The sequence below is a fragment of the Candidatus Methanomethylophilus sp. 1R26 genome (genome assembly GCF_001481295.1).
Lineage (GTDB): Archaea > Thermoplasmatota > Thermoplasmata > Methanomassiliicoccales > Methanomethylophilaceae > Methanomethylophilus.
In genome coordinates this window covers 36,392-62,668 of sequence record NZ_LOPS01000004.1, presented here as the reverse complement: position 1 = coordinate 62,668, position 26,277 = coordinate 36,392, and the positions used below count along the sequence as shown (strand labels likewise).

23 protein-coding genes, 3 tRNA genes and 3 pseudogenes are annotated in these 26,277 nt (G+C 62.0%); 21 read left to right on the top strand and 8 right to left on the bottom strand.

Translation table 11 applies throughout. The features are described 5' to 3' along the window. The 4 genes from AUQ37_RS11795 to AUQ37_RS01175 form a co-directional block, all read left to right on the top strand. On the top strand, positions 1-226 hold a 226-nt coding region (locus tag AUQ37_RS11795), incomplete at its 5' end, for a hypothetical protein (protein WP_235584781.1). Then, complete coding sequence (locus AUQ37_RS01185) at positions 220-912, top strand: hypothetical protein (protein ID WP_157844234.1); 693 nt, start codon at positions 220-222, stop codon at positions 910-912. The genes AUQ37_RS11795 and AUQ37_RS01185, both read left to right, overlap by 7 nt. Next, positions 866-2,083, top strand: coding sequence for a GAF domain-containing protein (locus AUQ37_RS01180; RefSeq protein ID WP_157844233.1), 1,218 nt, complete (start codon positions 866-868; stop codon positions 2,081-2,083). The genes AUQ37_RS01185 and AUQ37_RS01180 overlap by 47 nt, the downstream gene beginning before the upstream one ends. A 101-nt stretch (positions 2,084-2,184) precedes the next feature. Then, positions 2,185-2,610 (top strand): DUF6951 family protein, encoded by a 426-nt coding sequence (locus tag AUQ37_RS01175; protein ID WP_058747065.1) that lies wholly within the window; start codon positions 2,185-2,187, stop codon positions 2,608-2,610. 54 nt (positions 2,611-2,664) lie between these two features. On the opposite strand, the gene AUQ37_RS01170 is transcribed toward AUQ37_RS01175, so the two are convergent. Together AUQ37_RS01170 and AUQ37_RS11790 are read right to left on the bottom strand one after the other, a co-directional pair. Next, positions 2,665-2,738: transfer RNA gene (locus AUQ37_RS01170), tRNA-Ile, on the bottom strand. Between the two features lie 579 nt (positions 2,739-3,317). Beyond that, positions 3,318-3,542, bottom strand: a complete 225-nt coding sequence (locus AUQ37_RS11790; protein WP_058747064.1) for a hypothetical protein — start codon at positions 3,540-3,542, stop codon at positions 3,318-3,320. Between AUQ37_RS11790 and AUQ37_RS13325 the strand changes: the two are divergent. Next, a pseudogene (locus AUQ37_RS13325) lies at positions 3,460-3,939 on the top strand (arsenic resistance protein); the annotation flags it as partial. The gene AUQ37_RS11790 and the pseudogene AUQ37_RS13325 sit on opposite strands and share 83 nt — an antisense overlap. A gap of 422 nt (positions 3,940-4,361) precedes the next feature. Here the strand turns inward: AUQ37_RS13325 and AUQ37_RS01155 are convergent. The 3 genes from AUQ37_RS01155 to AUQ37_RS10475 all read right to left on the bottom strand — a co-directional run bounded on the left by AUQ37_RS01155 (position 4,362) and on the right by AUQ37_RS10475 (position 5,085). Continuing rightward, positions 4,362-4,437: transfer RNA gene (locus tag AUQ37_RS01155), tRNA-Asn, on the bottom strand. A 34-nt stretch (positions 4,438-4,471) separates the two neighbouring features. Further along, positions 4,472-4,774, bottom strand: coding sequence for a hypothetical protein (locus AUQ37_RS01150; protein ID WP_058747062.1), 303 nt, complete (start codon positions 4,772-4,774; stop codon positions 4,472-4,474). 137 nt (positions 4,775-4,911) lie between these two features. Then, positions 4,912-5,085, bottom strand: a complete 174-nt coding sequence (locus tag AUQ37_RS10475; protein WP_201013613.1) for a hypothetical protein — start codon at positions 5,083-5,085, stop codon at positions 4,912-4,914. A 314-nt stretch (positions 5,086-5,399) separates the two neighbouring features. On the opposite strand from AUQ37_RS10475, the gene AUQ37_RS01145 reads away from it, so the two are divergent. The 8 genes from AUQ37_RS01145 (at position 5,400) to AUQ37_RS01105 (ending at position 12,770) form a co-directional block, all read left to right on the top strand. Beyond that, positions 5,400-5,900, top strand: a complete 501-nt coding sequence (locus AUQ37_RS01145; protein ID WP_058747061.1) for an ArsR family transcriptional regulator — start codon at positions 5,400-5,402, stop codon at positions 5,898-5,900. A 5-nt stretch (positions 5,901-5,905) separates the two neighbouring features. Next, positions 5,906-6,427: a tRNA 2'-O-methylase gene (locus tag AUQ37_RS01140; RefSeq protein ID WP_058747060.1), complete on the top strand. Its 522-nt coding sequence runs from the start codon at positions 5,906-5,908 to the stop codon at positions 6,425-6,427. Next, positions 6,408-6,992: an HDIG domain-containing metalloprotein gene (locus AUQ37_RS01135; protein WP_235584780.1), complete on the top strand. Its 585-nt coding sequence runs from the start codon at positions 6,408-6,410 to the stop codon at positions 6,990-6,992. The genes AUQ37_RS01140 and AUQ37_RS01135 overlap by 20 nt, the downstream gene beginning before the upstream one ends. Before the next feature lie 93 nt (positions 6,993-7,085). Next, positions 7,086-7,403, top strand: a complete 318-nt coding sequence (trxA, locus tag AUQ37_RS01130) for a thioredoxin (RefSeq protein WP_058747059.1) — start codon at positions 7,086-7,088, stop codon at positions 7,401-7,403. Positions 7,404-7,409: 6 nt separating this feature from the next. Beyond that, positions 7,410-8,819 carry an FAD-dependent oxidoreductase gene (locus AUQ37_RS10470; protein ID WP_201013612.1) on the top strand — a complete coding sequence of 470 codons (1,410 nt, stop codon included), beginning with the start codon at positions 7,410-7,412 and terminating at the stop codon, positions 8,817-8,819. Positions 8,820-9,062: 243 nt separating this feature from the next. Next, entirely contained in the window at positions 9,063-10,571 is a 1,509-nt protein-coding gene (locus AUQ37_RS01115) for an APC family permease (protein ID WP_058747057.1), read from the top strand. A gap of 193 nt (positions 10,572-10,764) precedes the next feature. Beyond that, entirely contained in the window at positions 10,765-11,232 is a 468-nt protein-coding gene (locus tag AUQ37_RS01110; RefSeq protein ID WP_058747056.1) for a helix-turn-helix domain-containing protein, read from the top strand. A gap of 2 nt (positions 11,233-11,234) precedes the next feature. Next, entirely contained in the window at positions 11,235-12,770 is a 1,536-nt protein-coding gene (locus tag AUQ37_RS01105; protein ID WP_058747055.1) for a tRNA uridine(34) 5-carboxymethylaminomethyl modification radical SAM/GNAT enzyme Elp3, read from the top strand. 9 nt (positions 12,771-12,779) lie between these two features. On the opposite strand, the gene AUQ37_RS10465 is transcribed toward AUQ37_RS01105, so the two are convergent. Both AUQ37_RS10465 and AUQ37_RS10460 read right to left on the bottom strand, forming a co-directional pair. Beyond that, positions 12,780-13,886, bottom strand: coding sequence for an AAA family ATPase (locus AUQ37_RS10465; RefSeq protein ID WP_201013611.1), 1,107 nt, complete (start codon positions 13,884-13,886; stop codon positions 12,780-12,782). A gap of 74 nt (positions 13,887-13,960) precedes the next feature. Continuing rightward, the gene (locus AUQ37_RS10460) at positions 13,961-15,001 is read right to left on the bottom strand and encodes an AAA family ATPase (RefSeq protein WP_201013610.1); all 1,041 of its coding nucleotides are present in this window, start codon (positions 14,999-15,001) and stop codon (positions 13,961-13,963) included. A gap of 148 nt (positions 15,002-15,149) precedes the next feature. Between AUQ37_RS10460 and AUQ37_RS01095 the strand changes: the two genes are divergently transcribed. The 7 genes and pseudogenes from AUQ37_RS01095 to AUQ37_RS01065 all read left to right on the top strand — a co-directional run bounded on the left by AUQ37_RS01095 (position 15,150) and on the right by AUQ37_RS01065 (position 24,300). Continuing rightward, positions 15,150-15,223: transfer RNA gene (locus AUQ37_RS01095), tRNA-Lys, on the top strand. Positions 15,224-15,349: 126 nt separating this feature from the next. Continuing rightward, positions 15,350-15,616: a DNA-directed RNA polymerase subunit H gene (locus AUQ37_RS01090; RefSeq protein ID WP_058747054.1), complete on the top strand. Its 267-nt coding sequence runs from the start codon at positions 15,350-15,352 to the stop codon at positions 15,614-15,616. A 7-nt stretch (positions 15,617-15,623) separates the two neighbouring features. Next, positions 15,624-19,281: pseudogene (locus AUQ37_RS13320) on the top strand (DNA-directed RNA polymerase subunit B). Beyond that, positions 19,278-22,111, top strand: a pseudogene (locus AUQ37_RS01080) (DNA-directed RNA polymerase subunit A'). The pseudogenes AUQ37_RS13320 and AUQ37_RS01080 overlap by 4 nt, the downstream one beginning before the upstream one ends. Before the next feature lie 2 nt (positions 22,112-22,113). After that, a complete protein-coding gene (rpoA2, locus tag AUQ37_RS01075) occupies positions 22,114-23,574 on the top strand; it encodes a DNA-directed RNA polymerase subunit A'' (RefSeq protein WP_058747069.1) in 1,461 nt (486 codons plus the stop codon). Continuing rightward, the gene (locus tag AUQ37_RS01070; RefSeq protein WP_058747053.1) at positions 23,571-23,852 is read left to right on the top strand and encodes a 50S ribosomal protein L30e; all 282 of its coding nucleotides are present in this window, start codon (positions 23,571-23,573) and stop codon (positions 23,850-23,852) included. The genes rpoA2 and AUQ37_RS01070 overlap by 4 nt, the downstream gene beginning before the upstream one ends. 4 nt (positions 23,853-23,856) lie before the next feature. After that, positions 23,857-24,300, top strand: a complete 444-nt coding sequence (locus AUQ37_RS01065; RefSeq protein ID WP_058747052.1) for a NusA-like transcription termination signal-binding factor — start codon at positions 23,857-23,859, stop codon at positions 24,298-24,300. Positions 24,301-24,426: 126 nt separating this feature from the next. Here the strand turns inward: AUQ37_RS01065 and AUQ37_RS01060 are convergent, their stop codons facing one another. After that, positions 24,427-25,491, bottom strand: a complete 1,065-nt coding sequence (locus AUQ37_RS01060; protein WP_058747051.1) for a radical SAM protein — start codon at positions 25,489-25,491, stop codon at positions 24,427-24,429. A gap of 53 nt (positions 25,492-25,544) precedes the next feature. Between AUQ37_RS01060 and pyrF the strand changes: the two genes are divergently transcribed. Next, positions 25,545-26,195 carry an orotidine-5'-phosphate decarboxylase gene (gene pyrF / locus AUQ37_RS01055; protein ID WP_058747050.1) on the top strand — a complete coding sequence of 217 codons (651 nt, stop codon included), beginning with the start codon at positions 25,545-25,547 and terminating at the stop codon, positions 26,193-26,195. The last annotated feature ends 82 nt before the right edge of the window (positions 26,196-26,277 follow it).

Below are 26,277 nucleotides of genomic sequence, written 5' to 3'. Positions count from 1 at the left end.
TCAATATTTAAAATTAATTAATAATATATCCAATAAATCGGAAAAAGGTGCCGAGGCCATCATCTCTCCCCCATCGAGCCGATTCGGGGTTGTTACCCAGGAAAGAGGGCTTCGGACTGTTTCCGCGCCGTTCTATCTGGGTCCTGCCCAGGCATTGGATGCCGCTTTCGGCCAATTATTAATAACTGTTTATTATGATAATAGCCAGAAATGTATTCGGTGCTGATTGATGCAGAGCCGGAATTCGCCGCCCGCATCGGCAGGTATGTCCCGAATATAAACAGGGACATATGCCTGAGTTTCACCCGCGGGGCCCAGGATGCCGCTGCAAGGATCGCGGAGGGGGGCATCGAAGTCGTCGTCTGCGAGCATGCCTGCGGGTCGGACGCTTTTGCCCTGTTCGACAGCCTGCTCCGGGGCCCTGGCGGCAGCTTGCCGTTCATACTTCTGTCGAAGACTAAAGATGCCGATCTGGCCATCCGCGCCATGGATTCGCGCATGGACTACTATGTCCCCGAGGACACTCCGAATTTCTTCTCCGAGCTTGCGTCCCGCATAAAGCTGGCCGCCGAGAGACACCGTTCGGCCGAGCAGAGGGAGCATTCGATGGAGAGGTCCGAGGCCACTGTCGGGATGATGAGCATGAGGGGAAGCCCGCTCGAGGAGATACTGGGGCGCGCTCTCGAGGAAGCCCTGAAGCTCAGCCGGAGCAAGGTAGGGTACATCGCGACCTACAACTGCTCGTCGAAGAAGCTCAAGATGATTGCATGGTCGATGTCCGCGATGGCGGACAGCCGGCTGAGGAACCCCCCGCGTATCTACGATCTCGACAGGACCGGGATCTGGGGGGGAGCCGATCCGCATAATGAAATCGGTGATCGTCAACGATTACGACGGCGAGACGGTGCATAAAAAGAAAGGGACACCTCCCGGGCACATAAAGCTCAGGAGGCTGATGATGGTCCCGGTGGTGCTCAACGGCATTCCCGTCGGCACCGCAGGGGTCGCCAACAAGGAGACGGATTACACCGATGAGGATGAGGAGCAGTTCAGGATCTTCATCGGCAATTTCTTCTCATTCTATGAGCAGATCATAAGGGAAGACGCCTCGCGCATAACCGAGGACAGGATGATCGATCTCATAGACGTGCTCCCGCTGGGAATCGCCACCCTGAACTCTGCCGGGACGTTCATCCAATCGAATTATGCCGCGGACGCCTACCTCGGTCCGGAGAACGGGGGCCTCCTCAATATGCCCCTCAAGTCCCTGAAAGGAGAGGGGGCGGCGCTGATACGTTCCCTGTTGCCTAAGACCGGCCCCGGGTCTCCGACCAAATCCGGGTACTTCGTCTACAGCCGCGGCGGCCGCCGCGCTGACATCTTCGCGACCGTGGCATATCTGAACAATGAGAACGAGGGGGTGTTCTGGCTCGTTTCCATGTCAGATGTCTCGGTGCTCATCAGGTCGGCCGGGAGGCTGAGGCAGGTGAGGAACTCCGTCCGCTATTTCTCCGCCTATTCGGGGCATATCCTCTCGAAGGTGGACGACAGCATAGGCCAGGTCCTGAGGACCACGGGGGATGGGGAGGAACGCGAAGCTTTGGAGAGGTCCCGCAGCGCCATCGGGGATCTCGTCCGGTATTTCAGGGCCGAGTCGGCCATAGGCCGGAGGCTGCCGGTATGGATACCGCTGAGCGCCTGCACCTCCGGGAGGCCGGAGGGATTCTCAGTCGCGTATTCCGCCGATGGGTTCAGCATCCTGGCGGACCCGGTGTTCCCGAGCATGTTCGAGAACCTCTACGAGGCATCGATGCTCCGCGGTTCGGAATCGGCCTCTGTCTCGGCCTCGGAGGACGGGGCCGGGCACCTGATAATCATCTACCGGAGCGATTACAGCGGGGCCTCGGAGAATACGCGTTCGAGCACAGGCGGCACCTCAGACGGCCCCTACGAGGCTATCGCGAGGGACATCGCCGAGACTTCCGGCTTCAGGTACAGCTCGAGCACTGCGGGCGGGACGCTTGTGGTCCGGGTGACCGTGCCGGGCGAGAGCTATTCCAAGGGCTCCGAGCGGGCCGCCTGAACCTCTGCGACCGCATCACCTCTGCGCGTGGCGAGGCTGTCCCGGTGCGGGATGCACATGTCGGGCGGTCAGTTTTTACCGCTCTGTTCCGATTGCGCATCATGGCATCCACGGTGATCGTCCGCATGAGGACATGCTCCAAGACGACCAGGGTGACGGCAGAGGTCCAGGACGACGGCGATTCGATAAAGATCAGGATCGCCTCCGACTGCAGGAACGTCATGAACTACGCCGCACTGCTGGGGGATACGATACACGTCTCCGACGTGGCCGAATGGAAAGGCAGCCGCGTCGTCGACCCGGAGATCAGGCAGCCCCTGTCGATCCCCTGCCTCGTGCCTAATGCGATATTCGACGCAGCCTGGGAGGAGATCGGGATGCTCTCCAAGCATCTGGCACAGGATATGGCCAAGGAGAATTCCATAGAATTCGAGAAAGAGGGAGCGGAACGGGCAGACAGACGAAGGTCTCATTCCGGGCCATCCGGGACCGAACGTTTCGTCAGCGCTTCCGGCCGCCGCATATGATATGCGCAGCCGTTCTTCGGTCGGCAGGCGCAGGTTGAATGGGGTGATAACAGGTGGGCCCAGCCGGATTTGAACCGGCGGCCATCCGATTATGAGTCGGACGCTCTACCTAGCTAAGCTATGAGCCCTCAGGGCGCCATATCTGCTGTGTATTAAAATAAGTTTTCAGCCGGCGGGTCTCATCGAAACCTCCGCAGCAGACCTCCTGTACGGCCCGGACTAACGATTCGTGCAGTCATGCCTTCATCTCGGGGACATGCGGCCTTGTTTGACCTCTGACACAGGGCATGTTTCGAGAATTCATGGAATTCTGTGTTGATGACGACGACATTAGTTCCGGTCAGAGTGCGGCAATATAGTTCCAGTACAGTGGATTTCCCGCAGCGGCGTATGCCTGCGATTATCTTGGCGTTGCCGTTACCGACGAACGGTTTGATCTCCGCGAGGTGCCTATCGCGGGGCACCAGAACATCATACATTAGATAACAAGATGGAGTACGAATTTAATCGTCATGTTTATCATTATATAGAAGGATAAAACCCTCTTCCTAATTGTTTTCATCATTTCATATAATGATATTTCGTGTTCTGCAGTCCTATTGATGTCCCCCTCCTTTTCGACATACCGCGGTATATCTATCAGTGGCCGCAGAGGGAGCCTGCAGCGAAGGTTTCAATGAGGCTCGGCCGGTGCGCGGTACTGTATTTCAACGGAGAAGTATTCCCGATCCTATGGACGGCAGACCGTGGGCGCATACGGCGGCTATGCTGGCATCGGCAATGCTGGGTCTGGTCGCTGGAGCGCTCCTCGGCATAAGCGGATGGGAGGCCGCCGTAGAGGCGCTCCTCATGATGATGCTGTTCGCAGTGTTCTCCGCCGTGGACATACGCGGCGCGAAGAGGTCGTTCTCCGACGTCCGCTTCGCCTGCACTGCCCTGCTGATAAACTTCGTCTGGACACCGGTCCTCGCATGGCTCCTGGGCCTGGCGTTCTACTCCGAAGCGGACATGAGGGTAGGCCTGCTCCTCTTGTTGGTCACCCCATGCACCGATTGGTACCTGGTTTTCACCAAGGTCTCCGGGGGCAATGTGGCGCTCGCCGGCAGCATCTTACCGATGAACCTTGTCCTGCAGGTCCTGCTCATGCCCCTGTATATCACGGTCTTCTGCGGGTCCGCGGCGGATTTCGATGCTGTCCGGATGCTGTTCCAGGCATCATATGTCGTAGCGGTCCCGCTGGCCGCCGCCTCCGCGGTGCGCCTGCTTTCCCGCCGCAGCGCCGCCGCCGAGAGGTTCGCATGTTTCGTGAGGGACAGGTGCGATGCTATCCAGCTGCTGTTCCTCTGCCTTGCGGTGTTCGCGATGTTCGCATCATCCCACAGCACCGTCACGGACAACCTGGGTCCCGTGGTCTCTCTGATCGTTCCGCTGACGGTCTTCTTCGTCTCGGACTATGCCTTGGCCAATTTCGCAGCGGACCGTATGCGGATGCCCTGGGAGGATGCTACCGCCCTGACGTTCACCACGATGGCCCGCAACTCGCCTCTGGCACTTGCGATCGCCTCTGCGGTGTTCGCCGATTCCCCGCTGGTGCTGGTGGCGCTTGCCGTCGGCCCTCTGATAGAACTGCCGGTGCTGTCCCTGGTGTCCTCGCTGAGGCTTCGCGGAGGAAAAGGTCCGGGAACGGCGGCGGAGGCCAAGGCCGAACGGTCGGATAAAGGCTGCGGATCCGCAGACAGGATGATAGAAGATGGCGCCCCCGCACGGGATCGAACCGAGGACCTTGTGATTAACAGTCACACGCTCTACCGACTGAGCTACAGAGGCTTCATCTTCTCGCATGACGGACTTGTATAAAGAATTATGCCTTTATGTCCCGGCGGAGGCCCTCCACGCGGGACTCGACCTCGTCCAGTCTGGACGATACGCTATCCATGAACTCGCTATATTTCGGGGAAACGGTCGCTCCGTCCTTCGTCGGGATTATGAGGCCGTCCTGCTCCAGCCGGCGGAGGCTGTAACGCACCAGGTGCTTCGGCAGCCCTGTGATCTCCGAGAGGCGGATGATCCCCACGGGCTGATTGTCCTTCGTGGCCTTCAGGACCATGATGTGGCGTTCGGTGCGGTCAAGCTCCTCGAAGGTCCCGGTGAAAAGCTCGTCCATGCTCCTGCGAACGGACGGCGGTTATAAAAAGTGTGTCCATTGCTAGCACGGAGTACGGGGGCTATGAGCCAGAGCACTGGATATATGAAAAAGCGTGCCCGGCCGATAGGCCGAGCGTTGCGGGGCCGTGAGCCGCATCAGCGGCCGTACCACTTCTGGAAGCCCCACCTTTTGTAGTTTACGTAGAATCCCTGGATGAAGGATCCGCAGCAGTCCAGAGCTTTCTGTTCTGCGCCCTCGCCCTTGAACACCTTATTGCAGTTAAGGCATTGGAAGCAAAGTACAGGCGGAGATTTTCTGTCGAATCTCATTAATCGACGATGGGGAATTCCGCATAAATAATTAGCCCCGGCCCCTCGGGCGTTCCCGTTCCAGTCTGGGTACGCGTCCCTGTCCCCTGATGCCGATATGTCTCCCCGCGCTGTCAGGGGCCCTATCCACCCAGCAGGTCCCGGCCGGTATAGACACAGTACGACCGAAATTACACTTGTTGTCTTGTTCCAGTCTTGGTGAAATATTCATGTTCGCATCATAACTGAACGAAATTATTTTGACAAGAAAGTTGTCCAGACGCGGTTTGGCAGTCCGTTAATCATTATATAGTTCCAAATCCCCTAATTCGACCATGAATAGAATAAAGGTCATCAACGAGCCCTCTGAACTCGTGCCAATGCTCAGGGCCGTTGACACCCCGATCAAACGCGAGGTGCTGAAAGAGGTGACCTTGGAATGGAAGACCGCCGACGAGATCGAGAAGAAGTTCGGTCCCGAAGGCAGGGAGGCCACCATCTTCTTCGAGAAGATGAAACTGGTCGAGACCCGCTGGCTTTCCACCAACGGTAACTATCCGGAGAAATCCTACCATACCTACTACACTTCCTTCAGCATCAACGCCCAGTGGCCGGTCTATGAGATCAGCGATGTCCTGGCCGCCGCCATGATGCCCGAGGATGAGTACCAGAAGATCGAGGCCCAGATACTCGAGAAGATTGGGGCCGAAGGTAAGTTCTCCGGCGATGTCGCTGAGGAACTGGGTCTTTCCTCCACCATGCTCAAATCCCTCGTCCGCAGGTCCGTCAAGATGGACTACCGCGGGCACAAGATAGAGCCGATCAAAGAAGACTGACTCATATGGGAGACATCTGGGTCCTGCGCATAGGGCACCGTCCCGAGCGCGACAAGCGCGTTACCACGCATGTGGCGCTGACGGCGAGGGCCCTCGGCGCCAAGGGCATCTACGTCGATACCGCGGACCCGGTGCTGGAGGAGAACATTCGCAGCACCGTCCAGAGGTTCGGCGGCGATTTCACGATCAAGACCGGGGTCGCCTGGGACGACGTCATCGGCTCCTTCAAGGGCAAGATCGTCCACCTCACCATGTACGGGCAGAGGGCGGACATCGCCATACCCAGGATACCCACGGACGAGGATATCCTCGTCATCGTCGGGGCGACCAAGGTCCCGATGTGCATATATGAGAGGGCGGACTTCAACGTCTCCGTAGGGAACCAGCCGCATTCGGAGATCTCCGCCATGGCGATCTTCCTGTACGTGTATACGGGCGGGAAGCACCTGTACGAGTACAGGGAGGGCGGCGAGATCGCCGTCGTTCCCAATGAAAGGGGGAAGACCGTTGTCGAGAACAGGCGATGAGAAGTATCCGAGCGGGAAGCAGTGCATCCAGTACCTCTGGGACGCAGGGTGCTCCAAGCGCGTCGTCGTGCACTGCGCCACCGTCCGCGCGGTCGCCGACGCGATCGCCAAGGGCATACCGTCCGCCGACCCGGACCTGGTCACCGCAGGCGCCCTGCTCCATGACATCGGGAGGTCCAGGGACCACTCGATCATGCATGCGTACATCGGCTCCGTCATCGTCCGCGACCTCGGCCTCCCGCAGGAGCTCGTCGACATCGTCCGGAAGCATACCGGCGCCGGCCTGGACCAGCAGGATGTCGAGGAGATGCAGCTGCCTCCGGGCGACTACATGCCGAGCACCATCGAGGAGAAGATCGTCGCCCACGCGGACAACATGGTGAGCGACAACAGGGTCGTGGAGCACACGTACTCCGTCGAGAAGCTCAGGCGCAAGGGCGCCGAGAGAGGGGCGAGGAGGATCGAGGACCTCCACAGGGAGCTTTCAGCCTACTACGGCCGCGACCTCGACGTCCTGGTCGGGGAGCTCGGGGAGTACCCCAAGATAAAAGGCGTGAAACCCTGAACCCCGGCCGGACTGTGTTCCGGCCACTTCGGGATCGGGCCCCGCACAAATGTGTTATAAACTGCATCGGGGATTCCATCGCAGGTGAACCTAATGGTAACGGAATTGAACGAGCAGACCTTCAGCACGTTCGTGAAGCAGGACGGCGTCGTCCTTGTCGACTGCTGGGCCCCCTGGTGCGGCCCCTGCAGGAGGATGGGCCCCATAATCGACCAGCTCTCCGAGGAGCTCCCCGATGTCAAGGTCGGGAAGCTCAACACCGACGAGAACCAGGCGGTCGCCCGCACCTTCGGCATCTCCGCCATCCCCACCCTTCTGTTCTTCGTCGACGGGGTGCAGCAGGAGTCCCTCATCGGCCTCAGGCCGAAAGAGGACATCGTCTCCTACATCGACGGGCTGAAGAAGCAGTGAGCTCAGATGGACGCCGACGTTCTGATCATCGGGTCCGGGCCGGCCGGCCTCCAGGCCGCCATCCACTCGGCCCGCAGGAAGGTGAGCACGGTCCTCATCGGAAGGATCTCCGGGAGCGCCGCCTACGGCATATCCGTGGAGAACTACTTCGGGACCGCCGGGAAGGCCAAGGGCATAGACCTGCTCATGAACGGCGTCCGCCAGGCGCACTCGTTCGGGTGCGAGGTCCTGGACATGAACGTCGTCTCCGCTTCGCGCGGGGCGGACGGGATGTTCAGGGTCGTCGCCGAGTCGGGGACGGAGATCTCCGCGAGGGCGGTCGTCCTCGCCACCGGGGTCTCCCGCAACAAGCTGAACGTCCCGGGAGAGGCCGAGTTCTCGAACGGGAAGGGTGTCAGCTACTGCGTGTCCTGCGACTGCAATTTCTACAAGGGCAGGAGGGTCGCCGTGGTCGGGTCCGAATCGGAGGCCGCCATCGGCGCCGAGATCATGACCAGGTACGCATCGGAGACCTTCTGGATCGCGAAGTCGCACGATGCGGACCCGGCGCTCGAGAAGAAGGCCGAGGCCGCAGGGGCCGTGAGGATAGAGTCGTCGGTGAAGGAGATCCGCGGCGACGGGCTCGTGAAGTCCGTGGTCCTGGAGGACGGCACGGAGCTCCCCGTCGACGGCGTGTTCATCGAGCTCGGCGGGAGGTCCTCCGCCGACCTCTCCATGGACCTCGGGGCGATGCCGGAGATCGACGACACCCTGAAGGTGGAGAAGGGCTGCTCGGTGCCCGGCGTCCCGGGGCTGTTCGCCTGCGGGGACATCACCGGCAGCTTGGCAGATCGGCAAGGCCGTCGGCGAGGGCGTCATCGCGGGGATGTCCGCGGCCGCCTATGCCGCGAGGGCGAAGAAATGACCGTGGAAGACCTCATATCGGGGATGCTCAGGGAGGAGGGAGGTTTCCAGAAGGCCTTCCAGAACATCCTCGACGACGAGCTCCATATGTCCCTCAGCGAGTTCTGCTCGGTGTCGGGGCTGTCCCAGAGCACCATGTACAAGATCCTCGAGGAGAGGAGGGAGCCCAACCTGCGCACCGTGAGGCAGATTGTAAACGCCCTGAAGCAGATCTACGGCAAGGACAAGCAGAAGTTCACTGCCGTCATCGCCGCCTCATCGTTCATGGAGGGCCTCCCCAAGAGCTTCGACACGGGCGCCGGGGGCACCATCGCCATCCGCGAGTACACGGTCTCCACTGTGGAGGATGCCGTCATCGCCGCGGTGCGCGCGGGCAGGGACGGCGCGGTCGGCATCATCTGCGCGCCCATCGTGGCGTCCACCATCGAGAAGATCTCGACGGTGCCGGTATACCCCGTCATGCCGTTCGACAGCGTGATGAAGATCATCGATGTGCTGAAGGAACGCTATTGATCCGGGGCCCTTGGTCGGAGCATGCATCCAACCTTGCCTTATATGTATTATATATAATGCTTTGGTCTGAATTTAAAGCATTAACCATAGGAATCTTTTAATATGGTTCTCCGGCCATCCGAAAATTCGTAACGTTTTTTAAATAGTCTCCAATCGGATATTCTTTTCAGTCTTGCCCCGGGCCGGACACGATTTAGCAGGACGGCAATCCTGCGTCCGGTGTCAGGGTGCGGAGGAGTGGCAATGGCAGAAGCAAGCAGTCCCAGCGAAAGCTATGGAACTTCGGTTGAAGGTACGTCGGAGCTCGCGAGGACCATCGATTGGAAACAGGGGGTCATCATCGCGATGGGCGTGCCCATCCTGATCCTGCCCTCGCTGTACGATCTATCGGGGACCCTGTGGGCGATGAGCATCGCCATCTGGGTCATCTCGGTCCTGCAGGGTTTCCTGCAGAACATGGCCATCGGCGAGATGGCGGCCAATTTCGGTGTGTCCGGTATCGGGGCATGCGCCCAGTATGTTTTCGACGATGAGGAGAAGTACCGCGGGAAGAAGGTCAATTGGGGCAAGTTCATAGGCGCGTTCACCGCCTGGTCCTATTGGTTCACGTGGACCCCGGTCATCCCGATCTTCACGATCATGACCGGGACGTACCTCCAGAGCGAGTACTTCGACGAGTACATCGGTTTCATGGCGGACATCGACCCGACCGTCCTCAACCTGGTGCTCGGGGTCATCATCTACGGAGTCATCGTCGGCATCGGATCGAGAGGGCTCTCCGGCGGCGCCACAGCGCAGCTGATCCTCTCGCTGATAACCATCGTCCCGCTGGTCATCGTCGTGGCCATCCCGTTCATCGACGGGTCCTTCAGCCTGGACACCGTCAGCAGGGACTGGACCTCCCCCGACTGGAAGTGGGATGCCAACGGGTTCATGCTGGTGTTCGGCTTCCTGGCGACCGCCCAGTGGAGCGCCTGCGCATGGGAATCCTGCGCCACCTACGGCGCGGAGTACAAGGACCCCGGGCACGACCTGCCCAAGGCGCTCATCGCCTGCGGCCTCATCTGCCTGTTCATGTACTTCATCGTCTCGCTGTCGGTGTTCGGCACCCTCGGCTACGACGGCGTCGACGTCGCAGGCTATGCGACCCTGGCTCCCCTCTGCGTGAGCGACTTCGGCGACGAGGGAGCTCTCGTCGCCCTGATCCTGCTCGTCGCAGGCATGGTCATGCTGATCCAGACGGCCTTCCTCGGTTCATCGAGGACGCTCTTCGCGATGAGCCAGAACGGCAACATGCCGAAGCTCCTCAGCAAGACGAACAAGAATGGGGCCCCCATCTACGCCATGTTCTTCCAGTTCGCGGTCGGCATGTGCCTGATCCCCCTCGGTACCCCGGGAATGATCCTGGCGGCCTCGTCGTTCGGGTTCTGCTTCGCGCTGGGGATGGCGATGATCTGCTTCCTCAAGACCCACTACGACCCGAAGTTCAAGGACAGGCCCAGGGTATGGAACGCGCCCAAGGGCTGGGTATATGTCGCCGCCGGATTGGCGATCTACCAGTTCTTCATACTGATCCCCTGCCTGGCGTACGAGTCCAACTACCTGTTCGGGCCGTCGTCCGTGGTCGTAGGTGCGATCATACTCCTGGCCTACATCCCGCTCTGGTTCGCGCTGCAGGCCAAGGAGAAGAAGGCCGGGGCCGTCCCCACGGCCACCGCGGCCTCCGGGACCGATCCCGGGAACGGGGACTGAGCCCCCGCATCATCTTACGCTCAAACCCCTTAACCGGGGCATTCTCTGCCCCCCGGCGGGACCGTCCGCGCCTATACCCCCGCGCTTCGGTCCCGCCGTTTACCGCACTGTGCGGGGCCCGCCGCAGAGGCCCGATACAAGTTTATATCCGGGCTTAACTTTTCAAGCATAAAGGAAATAAGGCGGTGCACAGATGTTCGAGCTCCAGGTGGTATCCAACACTCCCATGACCGGCGTGGACGATATTGACGTCCTCGCCGAGACGTTCCTAACGCAGATCGGCTACCTTTCTAAGGGCTACGACCCGAGGGGGAGCGGGGCGCTCACCCTGAGGGAGAGCATCCCTTACAGGATCTTCATGGACTTCTTCATGAAGAACCCCTCCAAGGCATGGGCGGCCGAGGAGATCGCCGCCCTCCTGGACACCACCAAGCCCACCGTCTACCGCTACATCAACAAGCTGAAGTCGATGGACATCGTCGAGTACACCGATGTCCAGGGCGCCGACGGCCAGGTCAGGCGCGGATACCGCCTGAGATACGGCGACCTGTCCAAAGCGTGGTCGTTCTGCGAGGCCAACGTGAAGATGGCCATGGACAACTACCGCAAGACCGTTGAGAGGTTCGGGCAGCTTGCGAAGGAAAGGGCGGAGAAGAGCTGAAGATGGGAAACGAGGTCCCCCAACGCATCGCGGAGGCCCTCAGGTCCGGGGAGGTCTCCGACCGCGATTCCCTCCAGCGCCTCAAGATGAAGCTGTGCTCCGAGCTGGGGCCCGACAAGGTCCCGCCGAACTCGGAGGTGCTGGCACTTCTGAACGGGGAGGAGAGGGAGAGGTTCCTGCCCCTGCTGGTCAAGAAGCCAGTGAAGACAGTGTCGGGCGTCTCCGCGGTGGCCGTCATGACCTCCCCGTACCCCTGCCCCCACGGCAAGTGCGCCTACTGCCCCGGCGGGGTCGAGAACAACTCCCCCCAGTCCTACACCGGCAAGGAGCCGGCAGCCAGGAGGGCGGCGATGAACCATTACGACCCGTACGACCAGGTCGCCTCGAGGATATCCCAGCTGGAGGAGGTCGGTCACCCATCATCCAAGATCGACCTGATCATCATGGGAGGGAACTTCACCTCCCGCGACCCGATGTACCGGGAATGGTTCGTCAAGAGGTGCTTCGACGCCATGAACGGCCGTCCCGCAGCCTCGCTGGAGGAGGCGCAGGCGGCCAACGGGTCCGCGGAGCACAGGTGCGTCGGGCTCACGGTGGAATCCCGCCCCGACTACCTCATGACAGACAAAGCTGTAGAGGAGATGATGCGCCTCGGCGCCACCAGGGTGGAGCTCGGGGTGCAGATCCTCGACGATGAAGTTCTGAAGAAGGTCAGCAGGGGCCACGGCGTGGCCGAGACGGTCAGGGCCACCGAGGTCTGCCGGAGGCACGGGCTCCTGGTGTGCTACCACATCATGCCGGGACTTCCCGGCTCCTCGCCCGAAAACGACCTCAGGTGCTTCCGCAGGCTGTTCTCCGACCCGGCGTTCCGCCCGGACGGCCTGAAGTTCTATCCTGCCCTGGTGATCCCAGGTACCGAGATGCACAGGTGGTGGGAGGCCGGGGAATACGTCCCTCCGGACACGGCCACGGCGGTCGCCCTCCTGTCAGAGATGAAGTCCCAGGTCCCCGAGTATGTCAGGATACAGCGCATACAGAGGGACATCCCGGTCCCGGAGATCGCCGCCGGCATAATGCAGAGCAACCTGCGCCAGCTGGTGCAGGAGAACATGGCGAAGGAGGGGCTCTCCTGCAGGTGCATCCGCTGCCGCGAGGCGGGCAGGAGCGGGCTCCCGCCGGAAGGGCCGGACGGCGCGGAGCTGAAGACCCAGACCTACGAGGCGTCCGGCGGGACGGAGCATTTCATATCGTTCGAGACAGGAGACAGGATAATCGGCTACGTACGCCTGAGGACGGACGGCAGCGGGACCGCCCGCATACGCGAGCTCAGGGTCGCGGGGCAGGAGACGGCCGTTGGGAAGGAGGCCGAGGGATGGCAGCACAGGGGCTACGGGAAGAGGCTCCTCGCCGAGGCCGAGGCGGCAGCGGCCCGGGAAGGATGCACCCGCATGTGCGTCACATCCGCGCCGGGGGCCAGGGAGTATTATGCCAAGCTCGGCTACACTCCCGCCCCGCCTTACATGGTCAAGGACCTCTGACCGTCTGGGTCATCCGTAGAGCTGGTTATTGTCCCATTTGCCCTTCTTGCTGCTGCGGGCCTCGGCGGCCATGTCGGAGTACGCCTTGTAGGTCATGTCGTCGACGGACGGCCTGACCATTCCCATCGCCTTCTCGAAGTGCCTCATGTGCACGTACTCGATCTTCGGGTCCTCATGGTAGGCGGCCAGCCCGGCCTCCCTGCAGACGGTCGCCAGGTCGGCCCCGACGTAACCCTCGGTGCGGGCGGCCAGCCCCTCCAGGTCGACGTCGTCTGCCAGCGGCATCCTGCGCGTGTGGACCTTCAGTATGCTGAGCCTGGCGTCCTCGGAGGGCTTCCCGACCAGGATCATCCTGTCCAGGCGCCCGGGCCTCAGGACCGCCGGGTCGATCATGTCGGGCCTGTTGGTCGCTCCGATGACCAGGACGTTCTTCAGCTGCTCCACGCCGTCCAGGGCGGTAAGGAGCTGCGCGACCATGCTGTCGGTCGCCCTCGACGCCTCGTCCCCCGCCCTCCTGGGCGCCAGGGAATCCAGCTCGTCGAAGAAGATGATCGACGGGGCCATCTGCCTGGCGCGCTTGAAGATCTTCCTGAGGTTCTCTTCCCCCTGCCCGACGAACTTGTTGAGCAGCTCCGGGCCGTTCACCAGGATGAAGTTGGCGTCCGCCTGGTTGGCCATCGCCTTGGCGATGAGCGTCTTCCCGGTCCCGGGGGGCCCGTAGAGGAGGACGCCCTTCCCGGCGGAGATGCCCAGGCGCTCGAAGTCCTTGCGTTCCTCCCCCGGCATGAGGACCTCGGTCATCTCGCGCCTTATGTCGTCCAGCCCGCCGATGTCGTCCCAGGTGACCTTCGGGACCTCCACGGACACCTCCCTCATGCCGCTGGGCTCGACCTCGCTGAAGGCGGCCGAGAAATCGTCCATGCCCACCTTCATCTTCTCCAGCACCTCGGTCGGGACCTTCCTGTCGAGGTCGACGTCCTTCATGTAGCGGCCTAGGCATTTCATCGCCGCTTCCCTGCAGAGGGCGGCGAGGTCGGCCCCGACGAAGCCGTGAGTGGTATGTGCCAGCGCATCGAGGTCGACATCCTCGGCGAGCGGCATGGACCTGGTGTGCACCTCGAGGATGGACCTCCTGCCCTCGAGGTTGGGTATGCCGATCTCGATCTCCCTGTCGAACCTCCCCGGGCGCCTCAGCGCCGGTCGATGGAATCCTCCTGGTTGGTGGCCCCGATGACCACCACGTTCCCGCGGCCTCCCATGCCGTCCATGAGGGTCAGAAGCTGAGCCACGATCCTGCGCTCGGTCTCCGAGTCGGCGCGTTCCCTGTTGGGGGCGATGGAGTCGATCTCGTCGATGAAGATGATCGACGGCGCGGACTTCTCGGCCTGATCGAAGATCTCCCTCAGGTGCGCCTCCGACTCGCCGTAGTACTTCCCGACGATCTCCGGCCCGCGGATGGTCAGGAAACTGGCCCCGGACTCATTAGCCAGAGCCTCAGCGATGAGGGTCTTCCCGGTCCCCGGGGGCCCGTAGAGGAGGACGCCCTTCGGAGCGGATATCCCCATCCTCTCGAACAGCTCGGGGTGCTTCAGCGGGAGCTCGATCATCTCCCTGATGCGCCTGAGCTCGTCGTCGAGGCCGCCGATGTCATCGTAGGTGGTGAACTTGCTCTCCCTTCCGAACTTGGCCTTCCCGCGCTTCTTGCCGGCGGGGGACTCGGGCCCTTCGAGGATCACCAGGTCGGTGGTGTCGGAGATGACGGCCTCGGGCGGGTCCGACGATACCACCCTGAACACGGAGCGGTTCCCCATGAGAGATACGTTCGGAACGGTGATGTCCAGCCCTTTGACGACCGGCCTCCCGATGAGGTTGCTCTTGAAGATGCCGGCGAAGTTGTCGTCGACGGCGATGTGGGTCCCGGGAGGTATGTTGGGGGCGAGGACGACCCTCACCGCCCGGCCCGGGTCTATCCTCTCGACCTTGACGTTCTCCCCTATGGAGACGCCGGCCGAGGTCCTGGTGAGGCCGTCTATCCTGATGATCCCGGAACCGGCATCCTCCGGGTCGCTGCGGAATATCTTGGCGACCGCGGTGTTCTTGCCGGTGATCCTGACTATGCTGCCTATGGTGAGTTCCAGCGATGAGTACGCCTCGGGGTCGAGGCGGGCCCTTCCGTAGCCGGCCTCCTTCAGGCGTTTCGGCGCGTCAACGCGCAGGATCAGGGAAGTCATATGGTAGCTTCATCATGGAAGGGATATTTTAGCAGAACGTCCTGCAGCCATCGGAGATGTTCCCGGTGAATCCAGGGAACCTGCCGTTTCCAGCCCCTATAATTTAAATATGACTATCTTTTGGGGTGCTTTCGATAGGATAACAATTGGGCTTGTAGCTCAGCTAGGTAGAGCATCTGACTTTTAATCAGGTGGTCGGGGGTTCGAATCCCTCCAAGCCCGCTTTGTGTTCTTCATGAGCGATCGACGGCGGATCAAGTATGAGGATGATTCTACTGATTTCTGGGAAACACGGCTCCTGCGTACCGGGCAGAGTTTTCCGAGGCTTTATCGATAAAAGGTGTAAAAATGGCAGCAGAAACTGACTCCTTCAACATTCTCAGGCACAATCTCGTGCCCGAGCACCATCTACTCTCAGAAGAGGAGGCCGAGGAGGTCCTGAAGAAGCTGGGCGTCACCCGCGACCAGCTTCCCAAGATCAAGACCACGGACGCGGTCATCCGGGTGCTCGAGCAGATCCACGGGCCGATAGACGAGGGGAGGATCGTCAAGATCATCAGGAAGTCGGAGACGGCGCAGGAGTTCACCGTCTACAGGCTCGTAACCAAAGGGTGAGAATCGAATGAGGGACCTAGTAAATCTTTATTTCAGGGACAAGAACATCGTAAACCACCACATCGAGTCCTTCAACGACTTCCTGGCGACGATCGACAATCCCAACAGCAGGATGCAGAGGATCGTCGACGACATCAGGGTGCCGACGGACGACGCCGTCAGGGGCATCATCAAGCTCGACCCCGAGAAGACCGGCGGAAGGGACATCGAGATCGTCATCGGGAGGGCGAGGAACGACGAGGGCGCCATCGACCCCCAGTCCAAGCCCACCATCAGGATCGACCGCCCGCAGATCAACGAGGCGAACGGATACAAGCACGACATCTCGCCCATGGAGGCCAGGCTCAGGAACCTGAACTACATGTCCCCGGTGTACGTCCGCTTCGAGGTCTACGAGGACGGCATCAGGCAGGACCTCGAGAACGACGGCTGGGTCCACATCGGGGACCTCCCCATGATGGTGAAGTCCAAAGGATGCAACCTCTGCCGCGCCAGCATCGAGGAGCGCCTCGAGCGCAAGTTGACCGAGGAGGAGTACCTGCAGGAGCTCATCAAGGAGAAGGAGGACCCCAGGGAGCCCGGAGGGTACTTCATCATCGGAGGGACCGAGAGGGTGCTCATCACCCTCGAGGACCTCGCCCCCAACCGCGTCATGGTCGAGTACAACGAGCGCTACGGCGCCGCCGTCGAGACCGCCAAGGTCTTCTCCCAGCGCGAGGGCTACCGCGCACTGACCCAGGTGGAGAAGAAGAAGGACGGCACCCTCATGGTCTCCGTCCCCGTCGTCAACGGAGAGATCCCCCTGATCGCCCTGATGAAGGCGCTCGGCATGGAGAAGGATTCCGACATCTACGACACCATCGTCTCCGACGACGGCATGGCGAACATCGTCTACGCCAACATCGAGGGGTCCTTCGACATCAACTCGAAGACCAACCTGCCGGTGACCCAGTCCCCGCCCGGGCCCCAGGACAAGATCCTGCCCGGATACCACACCACCGAGGACGCCCTGCTCTACCTCGAGAGGAACTTCGCCGCCGGCCAGGCCAAGGAGTACAGGATCAAGAAGGTCGAGTCCATCCTCGACAGGTCCCTGCTGCCCCACCTCGGCGACTCCAAGGAGGACCGCATGAAGAAGGCCATCTACCTCGCAGGATCGCGAAGTCCGTCCTCGAGCTCTCGCTCGGGCTCAGGAAGGCCGACGACAAGGACCACTACGCCAACAAGAGGCTCAAGCTGTCCGGCGACCTCATGGAGGACCTCTTCAGGACCAGCTTCTCCAGCCTCATGAAGGACCTCAAGTACCAGATGGAGAGGAACGTCGGCAGGAAGAAGTCCGACTTCTCCGTCGCTTCCAGCATCAGGCCCGACCTGTTCACCCACAAGCTGCTCCACGCCCTCGCGACCGGGAACTGGGTCGGCGGGCGCGCCGGTGTCTCCCAGCTGCTTGACAGGACCTCCAACATGTCGTCCGTGTCCCACCTCAGGAGGATCACCTCCTCCCTGACCAGGTCCCAGCCCCACTTCGAGGCCCGTGACCTGCACCCCACCCAGTGGGGGAGGCTCTGCCCCTCCGAGACCCCCGAGGGACAGAACTGCGGCCTGGTGAAGAACGCCGCCCTGATCATCAACGTCTCCGAGTCCTACCCGGAGGAGGACGTCATCAGGATGCTCAGGGAGTTCGGGCTCGCTTCCGTCAACGACGAGAGCACCCGTGTCTTCGTCAACGGAAACCTCGTCGGTACCTACCCCGACCCCGAGAAGCTCGTCTCCGAGATCAGGGAGCGCAGGAGGTACGGCCTGATATCCCAGGACATCAACATCCGCTACGACGACGAGATGGGCGAGGTCATCATCAACTCCGACGACGGAAGGCTCAGGAGGCCCCTGCTCGTCCTCAAGGACGGCAGGACCGTCCTCACCAGGAAGCACATCGAGGGCATCCGCGACGGGAAGATCTCCTGGGACGACCTGTTCCGCGACGGCATCCTCGAGTGGCTCGACGCGAGGAGGAAGAGGACTCCCTCGTCCTCGTCTCGCCGTACGACCTGCCCGCCAGGTGCCCCGAGTGCGGCCACGCCCTCTCGGAGACCGATGTCGACTGGATGAACGTCGGCAAGGCCGACAGGGAGTGCGAGCTCACCTGCCGCTGGTGCCACAAGACCTTCAGGGTCCCCAGCAACATCATCGGCCCCGACGGCAAGTGCGACTACACCCACATGGAGGTCGACCCGATGATCATCATCGGAGTCGCCGCAGGGATCGTCCCCTACCCCGAGCACAACTCCGCGCCCCGTATCACCATGGGCGCCGCCATGGCCAAGCAGGCCCTGGGAGTGGCTACCTCCAACTACAGGATCAGGCCCGACACCCGCGGCCACCTGATGCACTACCCGCAGGTCCCCATGGTGCAGACCCAGGCGATGGACTACATCGGATACAAGTACAGGCCGGCAGGGCAGAACTTCTGCATCGCCGTCCTCTCCTACCACGGCTACAACATCGAGGATGCCATCGTCATGAACAAGTCCTCGGTTCAGCGCGGCCTCGGCAGGACCACCTTCATGAGGTCCTACCGCGCCGAGGAGCGCAGGTACCCCGGAGGGCAGGAGGACCACTTCGAGATCCCCTCGCCCGACATCGAGGGAGTCCGCGCCGACGAGGCCTACCAGAACCTCGGCGAGGATGGGCTCATCTCCCCCGAGTGCTTCGTCTCCGGCAGCGATGTCCTGATCGGCAAGACCTCGCCCCCGAAGTTCCTCGAGGAGGAGACCGACTTCATGTCGACCAAGAAGAGGCGCGAGACCTCGGTGACCGTCAGGCCCGGGGAGCAGGGATACGTCGACTCCGTCATCCTCACCGAGAGCGAGAACGGATCGAGGCTCGTCCGCGTCAAGGTCAGGGACCAGAGGATCCCCGAGCTCGGCGACAAGTTCTGCTCCAGGTTCGGGCAGAAGGGAGTCGTCGGCAGGCTCGTCGACCAGTGCGACATGCCGTTCACCACCGACGGAATCACCCCCGACCTGGTCGTCAACCCCCACGGTATCCCGTCCCGTATGACCGTCGGGCACGTGCTCGAGATGATCGCGGGCAAGGTCGGCTCCATGGAGGGCCGCACCATCGACGGTACCGCGTTCTCCGGCGAGAACGAGGAGTCCATCCGCGACGGCCTCGTCAGGAACGGCTTCAACAGGAGCGGAAAAGAGATCATGTACGACGGCAGGACCGGGCGCATGATCCAGACCGAGGTCTACACCGGTGTCATCTTCTACGAGAAGCTGCACCACATGGTCAGCGGCAAGCTCCACGTCAGGTCCAGAGGGCCCGTGCAGATACTCACCAGGCAGCCTACCGAGGGACGTTCCAGGCAGGGAGGCCTCAGGTTCGGAGAGATGGAGCGTGACTGCCTCATCGGCCACGGCGCCGCCATGGTCATCAAGGACCGCCTGCTCGACGAGTCCGACGGTACCCAGCAGTACGTTTGCGGCAACCCCAAGTGCGGCCACATCGCCGTGATGAACAGGTTCGGCCAGCTCCGCTGCCCGGTCTGCGGAAACACCACAAGCATCTACCTCGTGCAGACATCCTACGCGTTCAAGCTCCTCATGGACGAGCTGCTGTCGCTGGGTGTGGCCATGAGGCTTCAGCTGGAGGATCTCTCATGATCTCGAACATCACAAAGAAAATCGGCTCGATCAAGTTCTCCTGCGTCTCGCCCGACGAGATCAGGAGGATGTCCGCGGTGAAGATCATCACCGCCGACACCTACGATGACGAGGGATGGCCCATCGCGGGCGGCCTCATGGACCCCCACATGGGCATCATCGAGCCCGGGCTCCGCTGCAAGACCTGCGGGCTCAAGCTCGACGAGTGCCCCGGGCACTTCGGCCACATCGACCTGGCCATGCCGGTCATCCACGTCGGTTTCATCAAGGACATAAAGCTCATGCTGGAGTCCACCTGCCGCTCCTGCGGCAGGCTGATGCTGCCTCCCGAGGAGATAAAGGCCCGCCAGAAGAGGATGGACGACATCCTCGACATGGGCGGCGACACCATCGACCAGAAGCTGTACTCCAAAGAGGTCGCCAAGGACGCGTCCTCCAAAGGTGTCTGCCCCTACTGCGGCGCCGAGCAGATCAAGATCAAGCTCGACAAGCCACCACCTTCAGGGAGGTCTCCGACAACCACAAGCTGACCGCCAAAGAGGTCCGCGAGAGGCTCGAGCGCATCCCCGACGACGACCTGAGGGCCCTGGGAATGGACCCGGCCACCTGCAGGCCCGAGTGGATGGTCCTCACCGCCCTCGCCGTGCCCCCCGTGACCGTCAGGCCCTCCATCACCCTCGATTCCGGCGACAGGTCCGAGGATGACCTGACCCACAAGCTGGTCGACGTCCTGAGGATCAACCAGAGGCTGAGGGAGAACCGCGACGCGGGCGCCCCGCAGCTGATCGTCGAGGACCTCTGGGAGCTCCTGCAGTACCATGTCACCACCTACTTCGACAACCAGACCTCCGGGATACCTCCCGCCAGGCACAGGTCCGGCAGGCCCCTCAAGACCCTCGCCCAGAGGCTTAAGGGCAAGGAGGGGAGGTTCAGGTCCAACCTGTCCGGTAAGCGTGTGAACTTCTCCTCGCGTACCGTCATCTCCCCCGACCCCAACCTGTCCATCAACGAGGTCGGAGTCCCGGTCATCGCGGCCAGGGAGCTGACCGTCCCGGTCATCGTCAACGTCCACAACATCGACGTCATGAGGGAGTACGTCAAGAGGGGCCCGACCCCCGACGAGTCCCAGGGATACATCCCGGGCGTCAACTACGTCATCAGGGGCGACGGCAGGAGGATCAAGGTCACCGACCACAACGCCGAGGAGGTCGCCGAGGGCCTCGACATCGACTACACCGTCGAGAGGCAGCTCATGAACGGCGACGTCGTCCTGTTCAACAGGCAGCCGTCGCTCCACAGGATGTCCATCATGGCCCACCGCGTGAGGGTCATGCCCGGCAGGACCTTCAGGTTCAACCTCTGCGACTGCGCCCCGTACAACGCCGACTTCGACGGCGATGAGATGAACCTGCACGTCCTGCAGTCCGAGGAGGCCCGCGCCGAAGCGAGGATCCTCATGCAGGTGCAGGAGAACATCCTCTCGCCCAGGTACGGAGGGCCCATCATCGGCGCCATCCACGACCACATCACCGGCGCTTACTTCCTTACCCACGGCAAGAACGGAGGGCCCCACTTCCACCGCTACGAGGCCATGAACATCCTCATGAAGCTCCCGGACATCAAGGTCCCCGAGCCCGCCGGCGTGGACGAGGGCGGCGAGCCCTACTGGACCGGCAAGCAGCTGTTCAGCCTCGTGCTGCCCCCGGACTTCAACATCACCTACAAGGCGTCCGTCTGCCAGTGCCAGGGAGCCTGCCTGAAGGAGAACTGCCCCACCGACGGGTACGTCAAGATCCGCAACGGGCAGCTCCTCATGGGAACCATCGACGAGAAAGGCATCGGGAACTCCAAAGGGAAGATCCTCGAGCGCATCGCCCGCGACTACGGGGCGGACCGCGCCGCCAGGTTCCTCAACGAGGTCACCAGGCTGTGCCTCGGGTCCATCATGGACCACGGGTTCTCGACCGGTATCGGCGACGAGGACATCCCGCAGGACGCCATCGACCAGATCAACGCCTCCACCCAGGAGGACATCGCCAAGGTGGACAGCCTCGTCGAGTCCTACAGGGAGGGCACCCTCAAGGAGATGCCCGGCAGGTCGCTCAGGGACACCCTGGAGGTCAACATCCAGGGGACCCTGGCCCAGGCCCGTGACAATGCGGGTAACATCGCCGGTAACTTCCTCGGATGGAGCAACCCCGCCGTCATCATGGCCAAGACCGGTGCCAGGGGTTCCATGCTGAACCTCTCGCAGATGGCCGGGTGCGTCGGTCAGCAGTCCGTCCGCGGTGAGAGGATCTCCAGAGGATACTGGAACAGGACCCTCCCCCACTTCCACAAAGGGGACCTCGGGGCCTACGCCAGGGGATTCTGCGCCGACTCCTACAAGAGCGGACTGTCCCCGACCGAGTTCTTCTTCCACGCCATGGGAGGAAGGGAAGGACTGGTCGATACCGCCGTCCGTACCAGCAGGTCCGGTTACATGCAGAGGAGGCTCATCTCCGCGCTGGAGGACCTCAAGCTGACCGCCGACGGCACCGTCAGGAACACCGTCGGCACCATCGTGCAGTTCAGGTACGGAGAGGACGGCATCGACCCCTCCCGCGCCGTGCGCGGGAAGGCGATCGACCTCAACGACCTCCTGGCGGAGGTCCTCGGCGACAACGCCGACCAGTTCCTCAACGTCGACGCCAAGGAGGGCTCCGGAGGCAACTACGGCGCCCGCGAGAAGGACCTCGAGACCATCGACTCCGACGACATGGAGTCGGAGGACGGAGAGTCCACTGAGGACTACGAGGGCGGAGACGACGACTACGACGGAGGCGAGTGAAGATGGCGAAGAAGGACACGATTGCGGCGCTTGTCAAGAGAGGCGTCAGCGAGGAGGCCGCCGCCCTCATCCTGACCAGGTACACCACCCTCGGGAGCATTGCATCCGCCGGGGCGCCCGCCCTCGCGGAGCTGGGGATCGAGGAGGCCGAGGCCGAGGACATCATCATGAAGATCGGCAAGCGCCCCGCCAGGGCATCCTCGCCCTCCAAGAAGGCGAGGCCCGAGGCGGCGCAGCCCGAGGCCGTCCGCGAGCCCCCTGAGGAGATCTACAGGCCGCATGAGTACACCGACATGGAGAAACGCCTCTTCGCGATCGCCGACAGGCTGGGGATCAAGCTCCCCATGAAGATCGTCTGCGACATCGCCAAGAGGGTCAGCGGCGCGGACCTCCCCGAGGAGACCTGCGAGAAGCTGATTACCGTCGCCAACAGGATGTACACCTCGCACCTGATGGACCAGAACGAGTCCGCAGGAGTCATGGCGGCGCACTCCCTCGGAGAGCCCGCCACCCAGATGAACCTCCGTACCTTCCACTTCGCGGGTGTCGCGAACGTGAACGTCACCGAGGGTCTGCCGAGGATCATCGAGATCGTCGACGCCAGGCGCGAGCCGTCCACCCCGTCCATGACCATACCCCTGAAGGGCCTGGCCGCCGAGGACGAGGGCGTGGCCAAGCACGTGGCGTCCGAGATCGAGATCACCTCCCTCATCGACGTGGCCAGCATCGAGACCGACATCACCAACCAGAAGCTGATCGTCGTCCCGGACGCCAGGAAGATGGAGGAGCGCGGGCTCACCATCGACGACATCGTCGAGAAGCTGAACAAGATCAAGGCCGTCCGCGGGATGGTCACCAGGCAGGACTACGACATCGTCATCGGTTCCGACGAGCCTTCCTTCAAGAAGCTCCAGCAGATGTACGACGCCGTCAGGAACGCCAAGCTGAAGGGGGTCGAGGGCATCCAGAGGGCAATCCTCCAGATGAACAAGGCCACCGGCAAGTGGGAGATCGTCACCGAGGGGAGCAACCTCGAGGAGGTCCTCCAGCTGGAGTCTGTCGAGGCCGAGAACGTCATGACGAACTCCGTCCTGGAGGTCGCCGACGTCCTCGGTATCGAGGCCGCCAGGAACTCGATCATCCATGAGGCGATGACCACCATGGAGCACGCAGGTCTGGACGTCGACGTCAGGCACGTCATGCTCGTGGCCGACGTCATGACCAACGACGGCACCGTGAGGGCCATCGGAAGGCACGGTGTCTCCGGAAAGAAGTCCTCCGTCCTTGCCAGGGCGGCGTTCGAGATCACCGCGGCGCATCTGCTGCACGCGGCGACCGTCGGCGAGGTGGACCATCTCGAGGGAGTCACCGAAAACATCATAGTGGGTCAGCCGGTGACCCTAGGAACCGGCGCAGTCAAGCTAATCTACACACCCAAGAAGAAAAAGGGGGAAAATGAATGAGCGAAGAAGTAGACATATCCAAAGCACTGAAAGCAGCCATCGCGACCGGAAAGGTCGAGTTCGGAGTGGACCAGACCGAGAAAGCGGTCAAGTCCGGCAAGGCCCAGATGATCATCATCTCCAAGAACTGCCCCTCCGACTCGCTGAAGAAGACCTCCGTCAAGACCCACATCTACGACGGGAACAACATGGAGCTCGGGGCCCTCTGCGGAAAGCCGTTCTCCGTATCAGCGCTTGCCGTCATCGACAAGGGCACTTCCAACATCTTAACGCTGTGAGAAAATGTCCGCCGAGAACTCGAAGCAGGAGATCGTCCTGACCGACGACACCCTCCGCTACATCGCGCTGTTCCAGCAGCTGACCCACACCAACGCGGTCGACTGCATGGACACGCCCGACAAGCTCGTCTTCGTAGTGGAGAAGGGCCAGGGCAACATAGCCGTGGGCAAGAAAGGGGAGCACGTCATCAAGCTGAAGGAGATCACAGGGAAGAACATCCAGGTGGTGGAGTACTCAGACGACCCCGCCCAGTTCGTCATGAACGTCTTCCATGTCTACAAGCCTCAGAAGGTCGTCATCGAGAAACGCGGCGACATCAATCACGCTACCGTGACCGTGGATCCCGAACTCAAGGGCCGCGCGATCGGAAAGGCCGGCAGGAACCTGCGCATAGCCAGGGATATCGTCAACAGGCATCACGATATCCAGAGCCTGAGCGTAGAGTGAGGCCGGCGCCCCCGGTCTTCACCAAGGTGGAGAAGCAAAACCTTTCAGCGGGGCCTTGCCCCGCCTCTTTTCTCTCTCAGCATCAAGTCCGGCCCATAGGCAGGTCCCCGGCCGGCCATGAGGGCATCATCGGTTGAGCGGAGTGCGTTCGACCTCGAGCCTGTCCCTGGTCGGGTATTCCTCCGTCTCGTAGCACCTGTACGGGAGGTCCCTGCAGATCTCCTCCAAGACCCAGGGGGCCGTCTCGATGCGGTTCCGCTCCCGGTCCACGAAGATGAGCTCGTCCGGCACATCGAAATCATCCTTCAGCAGGCCGGCGGCGGCATCGAGGTCATCGGCGTAGATTATGCCCTTGATCAGGGTCCCGTCCTCGGTGACCACATCGTAGGGCCTGGCCGTATTGGCCGCCCTGCGCTTGAGGCGGTTCCTCAGCTGGACGCCGTCCTTGAAGCGGGAGCTGCAGAAATGGATGGGGAGGTCCGGCAGGGCCTTCATGACCGCGAGCGCGGCCTCTTCCGAGCCTTTAACTGCAGATGACACCTCGTCCCTGACCTCGTAGCCGTGCTTCTCCATCATGTCCCAGTTGGTCTCGCTGAACTCCAGCTCGTTGAGGTTGGCGAACTTCACGCCTGCCGAGAATGCGTACTTCAGCATGGCCGCCATGTCGTCCACGCGCCCAGGCAATGCGGGGATCTCTATGCCCACGTCCATCCCGGTCCCGGACACGACTTCGGCAAGCTCGGTGGACTCCATGTTCCTCCAGCGCGCCTCTATCGGGTGGTAGCGGATCTCGTCGAGGCCCGCCTCCTCCAGCATCCGCGCTTTCTCCAGGGATATCTCGGCCGTGTACATGTGGATGTGATGGCCGGGGCCGAAGTGCTCCTTCAGGAGGCGGATGTAATGGAGGGTCCGTTCCATGTCCTCGGACGGGTCCCCGCCGGTGATCCCGGTGCCTTCCGCGTCCATCGCCTCAGCCTCCTCGATGACCTGGTCGTCGTTGGAGACCGGCCCTTCGTTGGCGTACACGGACCCGGAGGTCCTGCGGTTCTCTGATATCGGGCAGTAGAAGCACCCGGCGCGGCACCTGCCGGTGACGAACAGGACCATCTTGGATCCCCTGGTGCAGTATTCGCATCCCTCGGCAAGGGGGCCGTTGGCGGCCGAGCCCGAATCGAACCTCACAAAGGCCATGGCGCGGCAAACGCTTGCGAAGTTTTAATAATGTTCTGGGGATGGAATGTCAGATGAAGAAGAGCAGCCGTGTCATACTGGCACTTGACGAGACCGACCGTGAGAAGGCGCTTTCCGTGGCCGATTCCGTCTCCGGGACAGTGGACGCGATCAAGATAAACTGGCCCCTGGTCCTCTCCGCCGGGCCGGAGATGATAACCGAGCTCTCGGAGCGTTCGGACGTCATCTGCGATTTCAAGGTCGCCGACATCCCGAACACGGTGCATCTGATCGTTGATCTGGCACTTAAGAGGGGGGCCTCCGGGGTCATCGTCCATGCCTTCACCGGCTCCGACTCCCTGTCCGAGGCTGTCAGGACCGCCGAGGGACGCGGCTCCGTTTACGCTGTCACCGAGATGAGCCATCCCGGAGGGAAGGAGTTCACCGCCCCGGTCGCAGTGCAGCTGGCACAGATGGGCGTGAAGTGCGGCGTGAAGGGTTTCATCGCCCCCGCCACCCGTCCGGACCGCATCGCCGCCATCAGGAGGATCGCGGGCCCGGGCATGGAGATCCTCTCCCCCGGTGTCGGCGCTCAGGGGGGCTCGGCCGCCGAAGCGATCAAAGCTGGGGCCGATTATGTCATAGTCGGCAGGGCCATCTACGGCGCGGAGGACCCAGCGACCGTCGCCCGCGCCTTCGCCGCCGACGTGCGCTCGGCGCTATGACCCAGACGGAAAATGCGGCGCGGCAGGCGCCGATTCCGTTCCGGGTCCGGCCTTTCCTATTGTATTTATTATAATTACGCGC